Consider the following 16,468-nt stretch of genomic DNA (forward strand, 5'->3'; position numbering starts at 1 on the left):
AAACAAAAACAAAGATAAACCAAAGGAGTGGTTCTTATGTTTAACAATTTCCTGAGAACAAACAAAGTAGCAATGTGGCTCTTGACCGTCATCCGCGTTTACCTCGGCTATCAATGGATCGAAGCCGGCTATCATAAACTCACCGGCGGCTTCGATGCCGCGGGCTTCTTGAACGGAGCGATCGCAAACAGCGCCGGCGACCATCCGGCGGTGCAAGGCTGGTGGGCCACCTTCCTGCAACACTTTGCCCTGCCGAACGTCGACCTCTTTAACGTCCTGGTGCCTTACGGCGAATTCCTGGTTGGCCTGGGTCTCATCCTCGGTACCTTCACCACCTTCGCCGCACTGATGGGCTTCGTGATGAACGCCGCGTTCCTCTTCTCGGGTACGGTGAGCACCAACGCGCAAATGTTGATCCTGGAAGTGCTGGTTCTCGTCGCTGCAGCCAACGCCGGTAAAATCGGCCTCGACTACTACGTCATGCCTTACCTTCGCAAGCTGTTCCACAAGAAAGACGATGCCGGAACGCAAACCCCGGCGCCAAAACAACCGCTGAACGTTAAACGCACAGCGTAACGGCCGCATAAATGAAGAAGGCCCTCCGTAATGGAGGGTCTTCTACCTTATTTATCGGTTGTTCCGGCGTAGGGCGCCCCATGAGCAAAGCACGGCAACCACCGCGCCCGCCAGGAAGCCGCCCACGATATCGCTGGCATAATGCACACCTAAATACAAGCGGCTGACCCCAATCAGTAAAATGATCAGCAGCACAACCGCTGCCCAGATGCGGTTCCCCGCCTTGCCGGAACGAAGCAGCAGCAGTGCGATCAACCCAAAGAAAGCGGCGGAGATCATCGCATTCCCGCTGGGAAAGCTGTACCCGTCAGGTACGACAAGGTGATCCCACAAGTCCGGACGTTCACGGGAGTATAAAGCTTTCAGCGCTTTATTGAGCAGCCATCCGCCGGCTAGACTCACTGTCAGCCAAACGGCATAACGTACATTACGCAGATACAGCAGCGTCCAGACTAAGGTAATCAGCAGTACCCCAACAAAGCCGGTGGTTGATCCCAACTCTGATACGCCCTTCACCAATGGAGTGAGACCATCCTTGCGCAATCCGTAGAAAAAGTCCCCCACACTGCGGTCGATCAACCGCAATTCTTCCCTATGAAGTAGAGCGCCCAACCCTACAAATATGACGGTAAGTAAAATCGGCCATCGCCATTTTATCAAAGTGAACCCCCCTCTACCGAACTTTCAGCTGAACCCCAAATATTTTACCGGCAAACTGGATTATTCGGCAATCATTTATTTCAAATTTAGTGCTTACTTCGGATCGCAAGGAAAGAATATCCGCTAGACCCGCATTAATATACTTACTATACTTATATATTGACTAAGTTAGGAGCCTTGGACTACAATGCAGTAGAATTCAACATAGAATAGATGGGTGATTAAACTAATGGAACAACACGCTTACCGCGTATTATTATTTTATAAGTTTGTCCAGATCGAAGATCCCGCCGCCTTCACCGCCGAGCATCTGCAATACTGCAAGGAGTTGGGGATCAAGGGACGTATCCTGATCGCCGCCGAGGGTATCAACGGGACGTTGTCCGGTACGATGGAGCAAACCGAGAAGTATATGAACGACCTAAGAGCCTATCCGCTCTTCGCCGATATTGTATTTAAGATCGATGAAGTCGAGGGCCATACGTTTAAGAAGATGTTCGTTCGCCATAAAAAAGAGCTGGTTACCTTCCGCTACGAGAAAGAGCTTGACCCGAATGTCATCAGCGGAAAACGCCTCTCTCCTGTGGAGTTTTACGAGCAGCTGCAGCAGGACGATGTGATCGTTTTGGACGGCCGCAACGATTACGAATATGATATCGGCCATTTTCGCGGTGCGATCCGGCCGGAGATCGACTCGTTCCGCGAGTTCCCCGAATGGATTCGGCAGAATCTAGGCGAACACAAGGATAAGAAAATCCTGACTTACTGCACCGGAGGTATCCGCTGTGAGAAGCTGACCGGCTTCCTCTTAAATGAAGGCTTCAGCGATGTCGCCCAACTGGAGGGCGGAATCGTCACCTACGGCAAAGATCCGCAGGTGAACGGCCGTCTGTTTGACGGCAAATGTTACGTCTTCGACGAGCGAATCTCCGTACCGATCAACCAGACGGACGAAGATATCGTCATCAGCAACTGCCACCATTGCGGCACAACGCACGACCGCTACATCAATTGTCCCGTCTGCAACCTGCAGTACGTATGCTGCGAGGATTGCGAAGACGAGCATCACGGCTTCTGCTCGGATGCCTGCCGGGAAGCGGCTCTCGCCGCTCCGCAAAGCTAAGGACCGCCGGAACCTATCACCCGAGAGGGAGTGTCACACATGAACCCAAACAAAGACCTGTCTACCCGCGAGCGGATTCTTCATCTGATGAAAACCGCCGGGCCTCTTAGCGCAAAGGAGCTCACGACGGAGCTGCAGATCACGGAGATGGCCGTACGCCGGCATCTCGGCACGATGGAGCGCGACGGGCTGATCGAGTCGAAGATGTTGCGGCAAACGCCGGGCCGGCCCACCGCGGTGTACGGATTAACCGACCTGGCCGAGGCGCTTTTTCCGAAGAAATACCACTCGCTTACACTGGACCTGTTGGACGAATTGGCCGAGGAAAGCGGCGAAGACATGGTAGACCGCCTGTTCGACCGCCGCAAGGAGAAGCTCAGCCGCAAATATATGGCCGAGATGGAAGGCAAATCGCTGACCGACAAAGTGCGGACGCTCTCGGAAATCCAAAACGACAACGGGTATATGACCGAGCTTCAAGAAACCGAAGGTGGCGAATACATGCTCATGGAGCATAACTGCCCGATTTCGCAAATTGCCAATCGCTACAACCATGCCTGCGACTGCGAGCTGAATTTGTTCGAATCGCTGCTGGACGCCGACGTGGAACGTACCGAATGCTTGGCCCAGCAAGGCAAAAAATGCGTGTATGTGATTCGCCAGCGCAACCGGTAAGTGGGCACACCCTATCCAAAGCAAAAAGCAGCCCGAGGGCTGCTTTTTTATATATCATAGACGCTTAATTCGTCTTCGATGGCCTGCTTGACGAGCTGAATACACTCCTCCGTCGTCTTGGCGGAGACCCGCTTGCCGTTCACCAGCGCATACGGTCTAAGCTTACATAAGCCGCATAAACTAAGACAGTCCTGGCGCATGACGGCGATTTCCGGATAATCCTCTTCCAGCTTCTCCAGTTCAAGCGCGCTCATCAGGTTGCTGTCGCAAACCTCGACGATCACGATACCCAACCCCATGATGTCTTATCACCCCAACTTCTGACTTACCCTGCTTGAACCATCATTATGAGGATCGCGGGCCCATTTGTCAATCTTGCGACTCATTTAACATACTTAACATACATTTATGTTGACTAAGGCGAGATGCAGATTTATAATTAGTTTTGTCGGAATTACTATTACATATCGGAGAAGAAAGGATTGATTACAAATGGCACATCAATTACCTGCTTTGCCTTACCCGAACAACGCGCTTGAGCCTCATATCGATGAAACAACGATGATGATTCACCATGATCGTCACCATAATACGTACGTTACCAACCTGAACGCAGCTCTGGAATCCGCTCCTGAACTGCAATCCAAATCCGTAGAAGAGCTGATTGCTGATCTGGACAGCGTACCGGAAAGTATCCGCACCGCGGTTCGCAACAACGGTGGCGGCCATGCTAACCACTCCCTGTTCTGGGAAACGATCGGCCCGAACGGCGGCGGCCAACCATCCGGCAAGCTGGCAGACGCGATCAACAGCGAGCTGGGCGGCTTCGACAAATTCAAAGAAGACTTCAGCAAAGCAGCTACAACGCGTTTCGGCAGCGGCTGGGCGTTCTTGGCGGTAGATGCTAACGGCAAATTGTCCGTATACAGCTTGCCAAACCAAGACTCCCCAATCATGGAAGGCAAGACGCCAATCCTTGGCCTGGACGTATGGGAGCATGCGTACTACCTGAAATACCAAAACAAACGTCCGGACTACATCGCCGCTTTCTTCAACGTAATCAACTGGTCCGAAGTAGAGAAACGTTACGAAGCAGCGCTGAACAAATAAGCGGAAATGCAGGCCATCCGCCTGTATCTATAACAAAAGGGTGTCCTCATGGACCGGCTAGCCGGCTCCCGGGACACCCTTTTTATTCACCCTCATAACTTCCTTGCGACGGAATCGCGCACTACCAGCGTGGGCTCCACCTGCCAGTGTATCGCTTCCCGCGTTCGGCCCAACTCCGACAGGAGCAGCTGAATCGCCGCATCGCACATTCGCTCCTTCTCCACCCGCATCGTGGTCATACTTAACCCTTCGCTGTTTACATAAGGTAAATCATCGAACCCGGCGATAGAGACGTCCTCCGGCATTCGCTTGCTTCTTTCCTTCAGCAGACCGGCAAGCAAATAAGCAATTCGATCATTCCCGCAAAAAAACGCCGTTGGCCATTCCCGTAACCCATCCAGAAAATCCGCCATCTCCGCTGCGGTGTAATCATATCCCTTCGAGATCGTCAAGCAATCCGCTTCCCGAATGAACAGCCCCTGCTCCTTTATCGCCTTCTCATATCCAAACCAGCGCTCCTCATGACTGGTTGACAGGTTCGTTGGCCCGATAAATCCGATGCGGCGATGCCCGGCTTCAATCAGATGCCTAACGGCAGTATAAGCTCCTTCTAGATTGGCCGAGGTAACGGCCGGACAAGGCAGATCACGGTAATAGGAATCCATCAGTACCAGTGGCGTATCCAGTTCCCAAATCCGTTTCGCATAGTCCTGCTCGGCGATGCCAAACAGAATCACGCCCCGATACGGAATATCGGCGAACGGTCCCGGCAGCGACCGCGTGGTTTCCGTCTCCCGATCAAGCGGGGTAATAACGGCGTTGAGGCCTTTTTTGCGCGCGCTCCGTTCCAATCCCCAGATCATGTCGTGAAAAAACTGAAAATGATCATTATCCTGATAGCTCATGATCCGTTCGGGAACAAGCACCAAAATATTCGCCTTTCCGCTCTCCTGGGGCGCATAAGGTCCATACCCCATCTCCCGCGCGGTTTGCTGCACAAGGCGGCGCATCTCCTCGCTGACGCCTTTTTTGTCCATCAGCGCCAGTGACACCGCATTTTTGGATATTTGCAGGCGGTTGGCGATATCCTGCATGGATACTTTCTTTTTGCGGCCCATCCTTTTCATTCCTTTCGAATCATGCTACACTTAGCCTATATCCTACTTTACAAATCTCATTTTTGTCAAGTTTGTCAAGTTGGCATGGAATTTTCACTTCCACAGGAGGAATGAACGTTGAGTTATGCAATAGGTATCGATATTGGCGGCACCAAAACCGCCATTGGTCTGGTTGGCGCAGACGGTGAGGTGCGGGCGAAGGTATCCCTGCCGACCGATCAGACGGTTGCGCCGGAGATCATGGTCGACCGAATGGCCGCTGCGATCCAGGACATCCTAGCCGAACAAGGCATCGCAGAAGCGGAACTGAAGGGAATCGGTGTCGGTGCTCCCGGCCCCCTGAATACAAAGGAAGGCAAAATCGCCGAACCGCCAAATCTGCGGACCTGGTGGAACTTCCCGGTCGTCGACTCGCTGGCACGTTACTTCAACTTGCCGATCCACCTCGAGAACGACGCTACCGCCGCCGCCTTGGCCGAAAAGTGGCTTGGCGCCGCCAAGGATGCTGAACACTTCGTATTTATTACGATCAGCACGGGCATCGGTGCCGGGATCTATTCCCACGGCAAGCTGATCACCGGCGCTTCCGGCAATGCCGGCGACGTAGGGCATTTCGTTGTTGATCCCTCCGCTGGGACCTGCGTCTGCGGGCAGAAGGGCTGCTGGGAATACGTGGCCTCCGGTACGGCGGTCGCAAGACAAGCTTCGGCTTTGCTTGGCCGGGAGGTTTCCTCGAAGGAAGCTTTTGATCTGGCGGCAGCCGGGAATCCTTCGATTCAGGAGCTTGTTGCCAAGGTCTTTGAAAATATCGGTGTAGGCTGCGTAACCCTGATCAACACGTTAGATCCGGAGAAGCTGGTCATCGGCGGCGGCGTCTCCCAGGTTGGCGCTCCGATGTTTAACGCCGTGCGGGACTATGTGTCGAAGCATGCCCTGAACCCTTCGGGCCGGCAAACGCCGATCGTTCCCGCTGCCCTTCATCAAGACGCCGGCTTGATCGGCGCCGCTGCATTAGTTCATATTCCATACTGATCGATAGAGACAAAGGAGTCCGATAACCATGAATGAACCGATTTTTTTACAGCCGATTTTCCAAGAACGCATTTGGGGCGGCACCAAGCTAAGAGACCTGTTTGGCTACGACATTCCCAATGATCGTACCGGCGAATGCTGGGCCGTATCCGCTCATCCCAACGGGCAGAGCATCGTGAAGAACGGACCGTACCAAGGTACGAAGCTAGGCGATTTGTGGACTTCGCATCCCGAGCTGTTCCGTTCCTCGTCCAAGGTGTTCCCGCTGTTGACGAAAATTCTCGACGCTTCCGACGATCTGTCGGTACAGGTGCACCCTGACGACGAATACGCCGGCCAACACGAGAATGGTGAGCTCGGCAAAACCGAATGCTGGTACATCGTTGACGCCGAACCTGGTGCTGTGATCATTTACGGCCATGAGGCAAAAACGAAAGAAGAGCTCGTTTCGATGATCGAGAACGGCGAGTGGGACCGCTTCCTGACTAAAGTGCCGGTGAAGCCGGGCGACTTCTTCTATGTCCCAAGCGGTACGCTGCATGCGCTAGGCAAAGGCATCGTTGTGCTCGAAACGCAGCAAAGCTCCGATACCACCTACCGCGTGTATGATTACGATCGCCGCGACAAGGACGGGAACACCCGCGAGCTGCATCTGGAGAAAGCGATTGACGTCACCACCGTGCCGCAATCTTATGTACCCGTGTCCTACGAAACCACGCAGCAAGGTGGTCTGACGGTGACCTCCTTCGTCTCCAATTCCTTTTTTACCGTAGAAAAATGGAACGTTTCCGGCGCAGAAACCGAAGTAGCTGCGAACGAGAAATATACGATCTTCAGCGTGCTTGCCGGCAGCGGGAAGTTAACGGCAGGCGGGCAAAGCTACGATCTGGCCAAAGGCGAGCACTTTATTTTGCCGGTCGGGTTTGGTCCTTATAGCTTAAGCGGAGACCTCGAAATGATCATGTCCCACGAGTAATCCGAACCCACATAAGCAAACAACAAACGGACGGAAGCGCTCATCCTCAGGATGACTGCTCCCGTCCGTTTTTGCGTTGCGTTACTTCCTCCGGCTTAGCGGCGGATATAACGTTCTTCTAAAATTTGAGCATGGTGCTCGGCATGCCCCGCGAGAATATAAGCGAAGGCGCGGGCAGAGGCCGGGCCGCCGGAGACGGTGCCCCTGCGGACCCATGCGTCATCATTCAACTGCCGAGCCAACACCAGCGTGGATTCCCGCACGATCTCAAAACCGTGCAGGAGCTCCTCGATCGACTGCCCGTCAAACGTGGCATGGCGGGCGAACAATTCCTCGTCGAAGCCCGGAAGCGGCGTGGTATCGCCGCGCGCGATCCGCAGCAAACGATACTGCATCACCCGTTCCGTATCCGCGATATGGCCCAGCACTTCCTTGACGCTCCATTTCCCTTCGGCATATCGATAGTTGGCTTGCTCTTCGCTGCTTCCGGCCCACTGCTCGCGCAGAAGCTTAGGCTGTGCCTCCAAAAAGTCCAGTAAATCGCCCTCAGGTACCTTTTGGATGTAAGTTTCAAAATGCCCCGCATATTCCCCTGTCTGTGGTCGACTCAACATTTCAATAAATGCCTCCTCCTGCTTTATTTTAGGATGAATGTTACTCCTCTTCCTCCCACACCTCTTCCAATAAATCGCGGATTTGGCGGGTCCTCCGTTCGGTTTCCTTTGGGTTAGGGACCCATTTCTCACCATCCCAATTCACGACATCTCCCGGTTTGACCGCGGGATCCACCTGGGAACGCGGAACCGGACGGGTGCTGCCGTCTGACTCCAAGATGCATACGTCCCCTTCAAAGCCTTCCACGATATGGCTCATTTCCATCTCACCTTTCCGTCGTGATATGGTACTCTTCGCCATTGCTGACGATCTCCACCGTCCCCTGCAGATCGTTCCGATACACCTGTACCTGCTGCTTGGCTAGACGATCCAGAATCGTCTTCGTCGGGTGTCCGTAGGAATTGTCGCCGACTTGAATCACGGCATACTTCGGTTTCACCGCGCTCAGAAACTTGGCCGTGGTCGACGACTTCGAGCCATGGTGCCCAACCAGCAGAACATCGGCACGCAGGTTCGCCCCCGAATCCAACATCAGCCGCTCGCTTTCCGATTCCGCATCTCCGGTTAACAGGAAGGAAGTGTTTCCATAAGTCACCTTCACGACAGCGCTCATATTGTTGTTGTCGTCGGTCGCCTTCACCGGGGCGAACAGGTTCACCTGAACTTCTTCATCCCAGGCCAGCTCTACCCCCGCTTTGGCCGTTTTCACCTTCAGTCCTTTACTGCGAATGGAGTTCAGCAGCGACTCAAACGTCTTCGTATTGGACTGAATCTTTGGCATATAAATCTCGCCGATGTCCAAACGATCGATTACCCGATCCAACCCGCCGATATGATCCGCATCCGGATGCGTCCCGATCACGAGATCCAAGCGGTGTACGCCATACGCTTGCAGATAGCGTACCATCTCCTCCTCCTTGTCATTGTTGCCGGCATCGATCAGCATCGTATGCCCGGAGGGGCTGATCAGCAGCTGCGAAGCGCCTTGTCCGACATCGAGAAAAATGACGCGGAGCGAGCGGTCCCCCATCTCCTCGGAAGCGGGTGGCGTGTTCTCCGTCAGCCGTCCTACAGCCTCCTCCCAGCTTCCCGGAGCGCAGCCCGAAAGAAGTACACTTAACCACAAAGCAAATACGCAAACAACCGTCCATCTTGTTTTCTGTCTACTCATCGATGATAGTCCTCTTCCCAGAACATTTGTTCTAATTATAGGGGATGCCCTTGCCCAAAATCAACCAAAACTTGCTGACTCACAACAAAAAAAGAAGCCTGCCCTGCAAAGGCAGACTTCTTGTTCATCGGCTTTATTTGACCGAAACGCTGACCGTCACCGTCTTGCCGCCGTATTTGGCTTTGATCGAAGCCGAGCCTTTGGCTACCGCTTCAATTTTACCAGCTGATACTTTGGCCACGTTCGTTTTGGAGCTGGACCAAGTGGCGCTTCCCGTCACTGTGGCTACCTTGCCCGTATCGTAGGTTGCCGTGAGGACGAGCGTTTTGGAGGCGCCTGGAGCCAACTGCAGCTTTTTCTCGCTGACTTCCAGTTTCGTCAGTTTCGGAACCACGTTTACCTTCACGGTGACCGTCTGGCCTTGGTAAGAACCGGTCAAGGTTGCCGATCCCTCAGCAACGGCTTTCACCGATGTGGAGGATACTGTAGCCACACTCTCATCCGAAGAAACCCAACCCATCTTGGAGGATAGGGTGACCTTCTTGCCGTCCGTGTAATAACCGGTCACCTTGATCGCTTTCGATTTCTTGAGATTCAACTCAATCGATTGCGGTTCCACGACGATCTTGGTGATCTTCGGTTCGATGGTAACTGAAAGGCTGACGGTTTTGTTCTCATAAGTTCCCTTCAGAGTAGCCGACCCTTTGCTGAGCCCTTTAAGTTTCTTCCCGTCGGCCGTCGTCTTCAACACCGCATTCGAGCCCGTTACGGTCCATTCTACGCCGGTCAGATTCGTTTGCTCCACCCCGTTTTCGAAGACCGCCGTAATTTGCGGCAGAGCGTTCTCCGTCCCGATCACGATGCTCATCGAATCCTCTGAGGTGAGCAGGGTCAACACTTTCTCTTTTACGTTCACTTTGATGTCAACCGTGGTTCCCCGAATCGGGAAGTTCGCATTTGGCGTCAGTCCCGTTCCCGCATCGGATAGCTTCCCGGTTAATGTCACTTCGGCGGACACAATCGTGTCGTCCAAATCCTTCGTCACGATTTTCCCGTCTTCTACAACGGCGATATTCTCTTGACTGGAGGTCCACGTGATCTCATTGCTCAAATCAATGGTTTCTCCGTCCAGCTTGGTGCCTGTAACCTTCGGCAGGCTGGCCGATCCCCCCAGGTAGATGTCCAGTTGATCTTTCTCAACTTCAAGTTTAGTAATCGAAGGGTATACCGTTAATTTAAAGCTCTTGCTGATGCCTTGGTAGCTGGCTTTAATCGTGGTTGTACCCGCTGCTTTAGCCGAAATAACGCCTTTGTCATCAACAGTAGCGATTAATTTGTTCGAAGAGGTCCATTCCGCATCCTGGCTGATGTCTTGTGTTTCGTTTGCTTTGACCCTCACACCGGCACTCACCGCCAGCGTCTCATCGATAAACATCATTTGATCGCCAGTTGGTGTCAACAGGATCGCCTCGTAAGGAGCGCGCACATAAATGTCAACTTTGGCTTGCTCCCCAAGATACGTTGCCGTAATCGTCACTTTCCCCGTCGACACAATCTTGACGGTTCCGTCTTCCACAGTAGCTACGCCGTTATCCGAGGACGCCCAGGTCGCTTTATCCGAGACATCGTTTGTGGTGCTGGAGTTGCTGGCCAACACCGTTTTAGCCCGAAGCGTCACTTCCTTGTCGGCCATGATGAGCTCGAGGTCTTCCTTCTCCTGAATTTCCGTGTCGGTTGATCCAACCGTCCGGTACAATTTCAATCCGGAGTATGGCGAAGTGACCTTTGCTTTAAAAGAAGCCGTCAATCCGGCATATTTAGCCGTGATTGTTGCCTCTCCTGAACCATTTAGCGTAATCTGACCCTTCTCAATGGTTAATACGCCTGTGTTGGAGGAGGTCCATTCTGCGTCAGCCGTTACATCCTTCGGCTCAATCGATGTATTATCCACTTTCGCCTTAGCCGCAACGGTTAAATCTGCTGCGGAGCTATCCAGGCTATATTTCCCGTCCAGCTTGTAATCCAAGGTTAACGCGGTGTATGTATCTGTAACTTTGATGGTGATTGTCGAGACAGACCCCACTTCCGTGGTAGGGTTGTTATATTCCGCCGTTACAGTAGCCGTACCGCTTTTCAGGGCTGTGATCAAACCACCACTGACTTTAACTATGCTAGCATCAGAGGTTGACCAGCTTACAGTAGTGGTCACATCTTTTGTGCCACCTCCCTCTAACGAAGCATTCACCTTTAGCTGCTTCGTCTTGCCCACGCCGAGCTCAACGGTCGTATTCGCTCCATCGATATTAATTTCTTTGATATCTCCGGTAGCCGCAAACACGCCCGTCGGAACCATTACCGAAAGGAGCAGCGTCAAGACGAGCATCCAATACGTCACTTTCCTGTTAGCAATCATTGATTTCTCTCCTTTATCTCATTGCTAAATTACCGGAACCTTTTTCCAGCCCTCTGCGTTTTATATCGACATTTGGTAGAAATTTCGTAACAGTTTTTGACGAAAATAAGCCTTTATTCCTACAAAAAAAGAGCGTATTCGTCAATCGAATACGCTCTTCCCTGTGTAGATGCCGAGGACCGGGCTCGAACCGGTACGGTTGTCACCAACCGCAGGATTTTAAGTCCTGTGCGTCTGCCTATTCCGCCACCCCGGCACATCCTTATGAAAAATCCCGTATTTATGATTATATACAGAAACCAAATGAAATTCAACCAAAAATCCAGACCGTCCCCAACCGATAAACTATTCGATTGGGATTTATGGTAAGTTAATTGTAGTATCCATTGGCTCGAATATCAGGAAAGGTGAGGTTTAGTTTCATGCACGAGTTAAAAATGGCGGTTACCCTTGGCCATCAAGTGGTCGTTCAACTGCATGACGGTCAAATGATGACCGGATTACCCAAGTGGGGCTCCGCTCCAGACAAGGTGCAATTACGCACATCAGAAGGAGCCGTGTGGGTATGCCTCGACGAAATCCATCATGTGACTCGAATCATTCCATTTGGAAAATCTTTTTAATTCCCTTGCAACATTTTCAGTAAACCCTCGTCTAGTAGTTGTCAAAAATAACAAGACGAGGTGATGACCCCGATGTTCAAACGTAATTTAGCCCTGTTGTCCGCCGCCACCATTCTGAGTATGTCGCTTGCCGGACCAAGCTTCGCCGCTGCAAGTACCTTCAAAGACGTGAGCCAATCCGCCGCCAAAGACAGCATTTCCGCGCTGCAAGCCAAAGGAATTATCCGCGGCGTCGGTGCCGATAGCTTTCTGCCAGACAACCAATTAACGACCAGCCAAGGCGTTCAACTGATCGTCAACCTGCTGGGACTGGAACTTAATTCGGAGGTCACCCAAGGAGCCGGCGACTATTTCTCCAACATCAAGAACGACGCCTGGTATGCTCCTGTATTCGTTATTGCGCAGAACAGCGGCTTTGATCTGGACGCCGCCGTCAACCCGGACAAGCCGATGACCCGTGAAGAATTTACCCATCAATTGATTTTAGCGATGGAGAAACACGGGGATTTGCCAAAGATCAATATCAAACCTGTGGAATTTTCCGATGACGACCAACTCAACGTTTCCTATCAAGGTACGGTGCAACGCGCGCTGGTGCTGGGAATCGCGAAGCTGGATGAGAATCAGCAGTTCCATCCAGGCGATCTGATTACACGGGCGGATGCAGCGGTACTGACCTACAATGCGGTCGAATACTTGGCTGCACACCCTGCGCCGTCTTCGGACAGCAAGTAATCACCTTTTCTTTAACCATTGAAGGGCCGCTTATCGCGGTCCTTTTTAGTTCCCGAAAAACTCGCAATTTTAATAAAATTCACTGAATCGACAGTTTTTTGCATTTTATCTCAGAATTTAGGGAGGATTTACAAAATCGGACATAGAAGGTATAGGTACCACTTTAGCCTGGTGCGGACAGATATAAAGTGGGATCCGCAGGACGGTCGCCAGTGCACAGCGGACGTATAACATAGATACTTCAATTCTGGGAGTTGTTCGCCTTGGATCTAATCTTCAAAATTGAAGAGCTCCGGACGGAATTAAATAGACTTGCCGGAAGCAAACGGCTGGCCGATAGGGAACTGGTCATGGTCAGCCAACGACTTGACGAATTACTCAACGAATACCATCGATTGGTGATCCAAAAGCAAGTCAAATGAATCAGGGAGCCGCGAGAGCGGCTCCTTTTTTTTCTGGAATAAGATCTTTAATGGATAACCACAATAGAAGCAGGAAAATCAATACAAGGAGGAAGGGGATACCCAAGTGTATTTCTATAAAGAAGATTTGATTAACCTCATCGTTCCGGATCGGCCGGATCCCGCAGCGGCGAAAGTCATTCAGGAAACGCTGGGCGGAAGATTTGGCGAGATGCGAACGATGATGCAGTTTTTTTTCCAAAGCAGCAACTTCCGGGGGACAGCAACCCAATACCGTGACTTGATTCGCGGTGTCTTTCTGGAGGAGATCAGCCACGTTGAACTGGTTCAGCATACAATCAACCAATTGCTCACCGGTGCAGGCGAGTCGATGCCCGGAAACGCCGGTGCCGATGGTGCCCCGCTGGACGAAGCCATCAAGCATGCGAATCCGCATCATTTTATTATGGGCGCTCAAAGCTCCCTCCCGGTGGATGCGGCGGGCAACCCTTGGAACGGCAACTATGTGTACAGCCACGGCAACCTGATCAGCGACTTGCTGGACAATCTCGTGCTGGAATCCACCGGGGTCCTGCAAAAAACGCGGATCTACGAAATGAGCTCGAACAAAACGTTCCGCGAAACACTGGCATTCCTGATCGTCCGCGATAACGCCCATCAGAACGCCTTTGCCAAGGCGCTCGAGACGCTGGGAGTCGATTGGGGCAAGCTGTTCCCCGTACCGAATTATGATATCAACAAATATCCCGAATGCCGCAAATATGTCGATATGGGCTTCCACAATGCCCAGTTCAATTTCCGACTTGATCCTACGCGGATCGGTGAGATCTTCAGCGGCCAAACCCCAAGCCGAAATGGCGGCGACCTTAAGGTCACCGAACCGCCAGAGGGCTTCCCGGTCCCGATCCTGCCGGAAATGCCAAACGAGCATAGCCCTGGATTGCATGATTTGAATACCTAGAACAATTAACGCCGCTTGATCCCTATAAGATGGGGTCAGGCGGCGCTTGTTGTTAAAGGAAGAGGGATCCCTCAAGAGATTCAGGGGCTTCATTGCGCTTATTATCGGTGGGTATTTGCTAGTTTGGGCGATTCTAGTGATTGTATTATCACAGTAGAAATAGCAAAAACCCCTTGATAATCAAGGGGGTTTCGCGCATATGGGCCCTACAGGACTCGAACCTGTGACCAATCGGTTATGAGCCGACCGCTCTAACCAACTGATTTAGAGGAAGTGTTAAAGTGGATTTGTGTGTGTTTAAAAAACATTGATTTTATCGCCTTTTTACTGTATTTATTCAACTGAGTTTAAGTCAGTTTGTGACCATTTACGTGACCATTTTTATTTGGAGTCGAGTAATAACCGCGATCACACGTCCTTAGACTTAACCAAGTTCAGGATGTGCGACCCTCGAAGCTACAGCAAATCCTGAACTTCGTCTTCAACTATTATAGTTCTTCTTGTTTGCATCCGGCAACACTTCTTATATGCTGGCATAAACGATGTCCGATATCTTTACCCACTGCCACTCTCCATTCCCAGTAGATAGCTTAATCTCACGTAGATGAGTCTGAACAGTTACTACTCCCCCGTTCAGTTCAGTATCTTCATACTCGCCCCAAATGCGAAGGGTGATCCGCCGACGCTCCCGGAACGCCTCAGCAATCGCTCGCTCGATCAGCTCCGCTTCCTGTGGATCAAGCTCAGGTCGCCGCTTCCTCCCCTCTTCGATCCGCTTGCGAATAATTGTTTCTTTATGCTCTGGTAGCATCATCCGGCTAGACTCCCAAAGACCGTTACCTTCCAGCTTTTTCATTTGAGATGACCTCCAATCAGTTGCGATCTCCGCCGTGCCTGGCCGGCAGTCGTAAGTGAAGATGCCCGCAGTATCGCTGAGTCACCGAATCGACGTTTGATTTCATCGGTTGCTTTTTCAAGCGCCTGGTACTTCGGCCGATCGTCGAATAACGTGATCTGGTATTCTTCTGCTCCTACCAGCCCAGACAATGAGACGCCAACCTTACGGACTGGTTCACCATTCCAATGGCGGCGGAACAATGTCATTACCCCGTCGAAAACCTGCTTGGTGACATTGGTCGGATCTGGCATTTTCATCTGCCTGGAGAATCCGGTTGGGCGATCGAAATCCGCACCCATGCAGCCGACGGATATAACTTGACCCATGTAGCCCAACTCACGGCAGCGCATGCAGACAAGTTCCGTCAACTCAAGTAGGACCACTTTTACATCCTCAAGTTTGTAATAGTCGCGAGGTAAGGTCATCATGTGCCCCACTGATTTTGGTGGCGCCTGATGCGTCCCTGGCTTAACAGGGCTATCATCTATACCGTTCGCGATTCGCCAGTACAGCTCCGCTTGAATGTCGGAGTTTTTACCAAACTTCCGCTGCATCATTTGCTTCAATTTGCCGAGAGGCGTTTGAGCGACGTTACCGATTGTGTGCAGCCCCATAGACATAAAATGCCGGTGCATCCGGCTCCCAACCATAAACATATCGCTGACGGGTCGCGTCCAAAGGGTTTCTGGTAACATTTCTTTGGTCAGGGTGTAAATGCCGGACGGATTTTTCTTTGCGTAATTATCACAGGCCGTCTTCGCGAGAATCTTTGTCTCGGCAATCCCAAAGCGGGTATAGATGCCTGTTGACAACTGAACATGGCTCTGGATTATTCTGGCAAGCTCCTCTGGGCTATCTGCAAATAGATGCATAGACCCCGTAACATCTATAAATTGTTCATCTATGCTATAAGGCTCGACCAGGTCAGTGTAGGTTTTGTAAATATCCGAAATGAGCATTGATACATTGATGTAAGTCTGCATCCGTGGCTTAATAACGACGAGATCCGGGCATTTTGCCAGTGCGGTTCCCAGCGTCTCTGCCGTCGTCACTCCGTATTGCTTAGCTATCGGACACGCTGCAAGGATGATCCCGGACCTGCGCTCTGGATCTCCTGCGACCACTAACGGACGATCCTTATACTGTTGATTCTCCGCCTTTTCCACACTGGCATAAAAGGACTGGCAATCAACAAGCATGATAATACGCTTAGCCGATTTCACCATCACTCCCCCTCGCAAAATACGAACGTTTGTTTGTATTATATGCGAATATATGTTCTTTATTCAATGAGAAAATTTTCCTTTGCTTTCGACATTGATTTTCAAATATAGACATTATTGTTTAGACAATCCATCAA

At 51.6% G+C, this 16,468-nt stretch carries 19 protein-coding genes and 2 tRNA genes; 10 read left to right on the plus strand and 11 right to left on the minus strand.

Features of this window, described 5'->3' with window-relative positions:
- The first annotated feature begins 36 nt into the window (after window positions 1-36).
- Window positions 37-576 (plus strand): DoxX family protein, encoded by a 540-nt coding sequence (locus tag BN3277_RS14765; RefSeq protein ID WP_059043869.1) that lies wholly within the window; start codon window positions 37-39, stop codon window positions 574-576.
- Window positions 577-627: 51 nt separating this feature from the next.
- Here the strand turns inward: BN3277_RS14765 and BN3277_RS14770 are convergent, their stop codons facing one another.
- Window positions 628-1,155 (minus strand): phosphatase PAP2 family protein, encoded by a 528-nt coding sequence (locus BN3277_RS14770; RefSeq protein WP_059043871.1) that lies wholly within the window; start codon window positions 1,153-1,155, stop codon window positions 628-630.
- Between the two features lie 310 nt (window positions 1,156-1,465).
- Between BN3277_RS14770 and trhO the strand changes: the two genes are divergently transcribed.
- Entirely contained in the window at window positions 1,466-2,359 is an 894-nt protein-coding gene (gene trhO, locus BN3277_RS14775; protein WP_059043872.1) for an oxygen-dependent tRNA uridine(34) hydroxylase TrhO, read from the plus strand.
- Window positions 2,360-2,398: 39 nt separating this feature from the next.
- A complete protein-coding gene (locus BN3277_RS14780) occupies window positions 2,399-3,034 on the plus strand; it encodes a helix-turn-helix transcriptional regulator (protein WP_059043874.1) in 636 nt (211 codons plus the stop codon).
- Between the two features lie 47 nt (window positions 3,035-3,081).
- Here the strand turns inward: BN3277_RS14780 and BN3277_RS14785 are convergent, their stop codons facing one another.
- Window positions 3,082-3,333: a YuzB family protein gene (locus BN3277_RS14785; RefSeq protein WP_187380080.1), complete on the minus strand. Its 252-nt coding sequence runs from the start codon at window positions 3,331-3,333 to the stop codon at window positions 3,082-3,084.
- Window positions 3,334-3,526: 193 nt separating this feature from the next.
- Between BN3277_RS14785 and BN3277_RS14790 the strand changes: the two genes are divergently transcribed.
- On the plus strand, window positions 3,527-4,144 hold the full coding sequence (locus BN3277_RS14790) for a superoxide dismutase (protein WP_059043876.1): 618 nt from the start codon (window positions 3,527-3,529) through the stop codon (window positions 4,142-4,144).
- A gap of 92 nt (window positions 4,145-4,236) precedes the next feature.
- Here the strand turns inward: BN3277_RS14790 and BN3277_RS14795 are convergent, their stop codons facing one another.
- Window positions 4,237-5,262, minus strand: a complete 1,026-nt coding sequence (locus tag BN3277_RS14795; protein ID WP_059043878.1) for a LacI family DNA-binding transcriptional regulator — start codon at window positions 5,260-5,262, stop codon at window positions 4,237-4,239.
- A gap of 117 nt (window positions 5,263-5,379) precedes the next feature.
- On the opposite strand from BN3277_RS14795, the gene BN3277_RS14800 reads away from it, so the two are divergent.
- Both BN3277_RS14800 and manA read left to right on the plus strand, forming a co-directional pair.
- Window positions 5,380-6,294 carry an ROK family protein gene (locus tag BN3277_RS14800; RefSeq protein WP_059043880.1) on the plus strand — a complete coding sequence of 305 codons (915 nt, stop codon included), beginning with the start codon at window positions 5,380-5,382 and terminating at the stop codon, window positions 6,292-6,294.
- 28 nt (window positions 6,295-6,322) lie between these two features.
- Complete coding sequence (gene manA / locus BN3277_RS14805; RefSeq protein WP_059043881.1) at window positions 6,323-7,270, plus strand: mannose-6-phosphate isomerase, class I; 948 nt, start codon at window positions 6,323-6,325, stop codon at window positions 7,268-7,270.
- Window positions 7,271-7,365: 95 nt separating this feature from the next.
- Here manA and BN3277_RS14810 read toward each other — a convergent pair whose 3' ends face one another.
- The 5 genes from BN3277_RS14810 to BN3277_RS14830 form a co-directional block, all read right to left on the minus strand.
- Window positions 7,366-7,884 carry a DinB family protein gene (locus BN3277_RS14810; RefSeq protein WP_059043884.1) on the minus strand — a complete coding sequence of 173 codons (519 nt, stop codon included), beginning with the start codon at window positions 7,882-7,884 and terminating at the stop codon, window positions 7,366-7,368.
- Between the two features lie 40 nt (window positions 7,885-7,924).
- On the minus strand, window positions 7,925-8,143 hold the full coding sequence (locus tag BN3277_RS14815) for a DUF3006 domain-containing protein (protein WP_059043886.1): 219 nt from the start codon (window positions 8,141-8,143) through the stop codon (window positions 7,925-7,927).
- Between the two features lie 7 nt (window positions 8,144-8,150).
- Complete coding sequence (locus tag BN3277_RS14820) at window positions 8,151-9,056, minus strand: ComEC/Rec2 family competence protein (protein ID WP_059043888.1); 906 nt, start codon at window positions 9,054-9,056, stop codon at window positions 8,151-8,153.
- A 133-nt stretch (window positions 9,057-9,189) separates the two neighbouring features.
- Window positions 9,190-11,469 (minus strand): Ig-like domain-containing protein, encoded by a 2,280-nt coding sequence (locus BN3277_RS14825; protein ID WP_059043890.1) that lies wholly within the window; start codon window positions 11,467-11,469, stop codon window positions 9,190-9,192.
- A 170-nt stretch (window positions 11,470-11,639) separates the two neighbouring features.
- Window positions 11,640-11,725: transfer RNA gene (locus BN3277_RS14830), tRNA-Leu, on the minus strand.
- 166 nt (window positions 11,726-11,891) lie between these two features.
- Between BN3277_RS14830 and BN3277_RS14835 the strand changes: the two genes are divergently transcribed.
- The 4 genes from BN3277_RS14835 (at window position 11,892) to BN3277_RS14850 (ending at window position 14,210) form a co-directional block, all read left to right on the plus strand.
- Window positions 11,892-12,092, plus strand: coding sequence for a hypothetical protein (locus BN3277_RS14835; RefSeq protein ID WP_232436429.1), 201 nt, complete (start codon window positions 11,892-11,894; stop codon window positions 12,090-12,092).
- Between the two features lie 72 nt (window positions 12,093-12,164).
- Window positions 12,165-12,827, plus strand: coding sequence for an S-layer homology domain-containing protein (locus BN3277_RS14840; RefSeq protein ID WP_232436430.1), 663 nt, complete (start codon window positions 12,165-12,167; stop codon window positions 12,825-12,827).
- 263 nt (window positions 12,828-13,090) lie between these two features.
- Window positions 13,091-13,249, plus strand: coding sequence for an aspartyl-phosphate phosphatase Spo0E family protein (locus BN3277_RS14845; RefSeq protein ID WP_059043895.1), 159 nt, complete (start codon window positions 13,091-13,093; stop codon window positions 13,247-13,249).
- Window positions 13,250-13,355: 106 nt separating this feature from the next.
- A complete protein-coding gene (locus BN3277_RS14850) occupies window positions 13,356-14,210 on the plus strand; it encodes a manganese catalase family protein (RefSeq protein WP_059043897.1) in 855 nt (284 codons plus the stop codon).
- 200 nt (window positions 14,211-14,410) lie between these two features.
- Here BN3277_RS14850 and BN3277_RS14855 read toward each other — a convergent pair.
- From BN3277_RS14855 to BN3277_RS14865, 3 genes are all read right to left on the minus strand, one after another.
- Window positions 14,411-14,474 (minus strand) — tRNA-Met (locus tag BN3277_RS14855).
- Between the two features lie 259 nt (window positions 14,475-14,733).
- Window positions 14,734-15,066, minus strand: a complete 333-nt coding sequence (locus BN3277_RS14860; RefSeq protein ID WP_059043899.1) for a YolD-like family protein — start codon at window positions 15,064-15,066, stop codon at window positions 14,734-14,736.
- Complete coding sequence (locus BN3277_RS14865; RefSeq protein WP_059043901.1) at window positions 15,063-16,334, minus strand: DNA polymerase IV; 1,272 nt, start codon at window positions 16,332-16,334, stop codon at window positions 15,063-15,065. The genes BN3277_RS14860 and BN3277_RS14865 overlap by 4 nt, the downstream gene beginning before the upstream one ends.
- Window positions 16,335-16,468 lie beyond the last annotated feature (134 nt).

Origin of the sequence: Paenibacillus rubinfantis (genome assembly GCF_001486505.1) — a bacterium.
Taxonomy (GTDB): domain Bacteria; phylum Bacillota; class Bacilli; order Paenibacillales; family Paenibacillaceae; genus Fontibacillus; species Fontibacillus rubinfantis.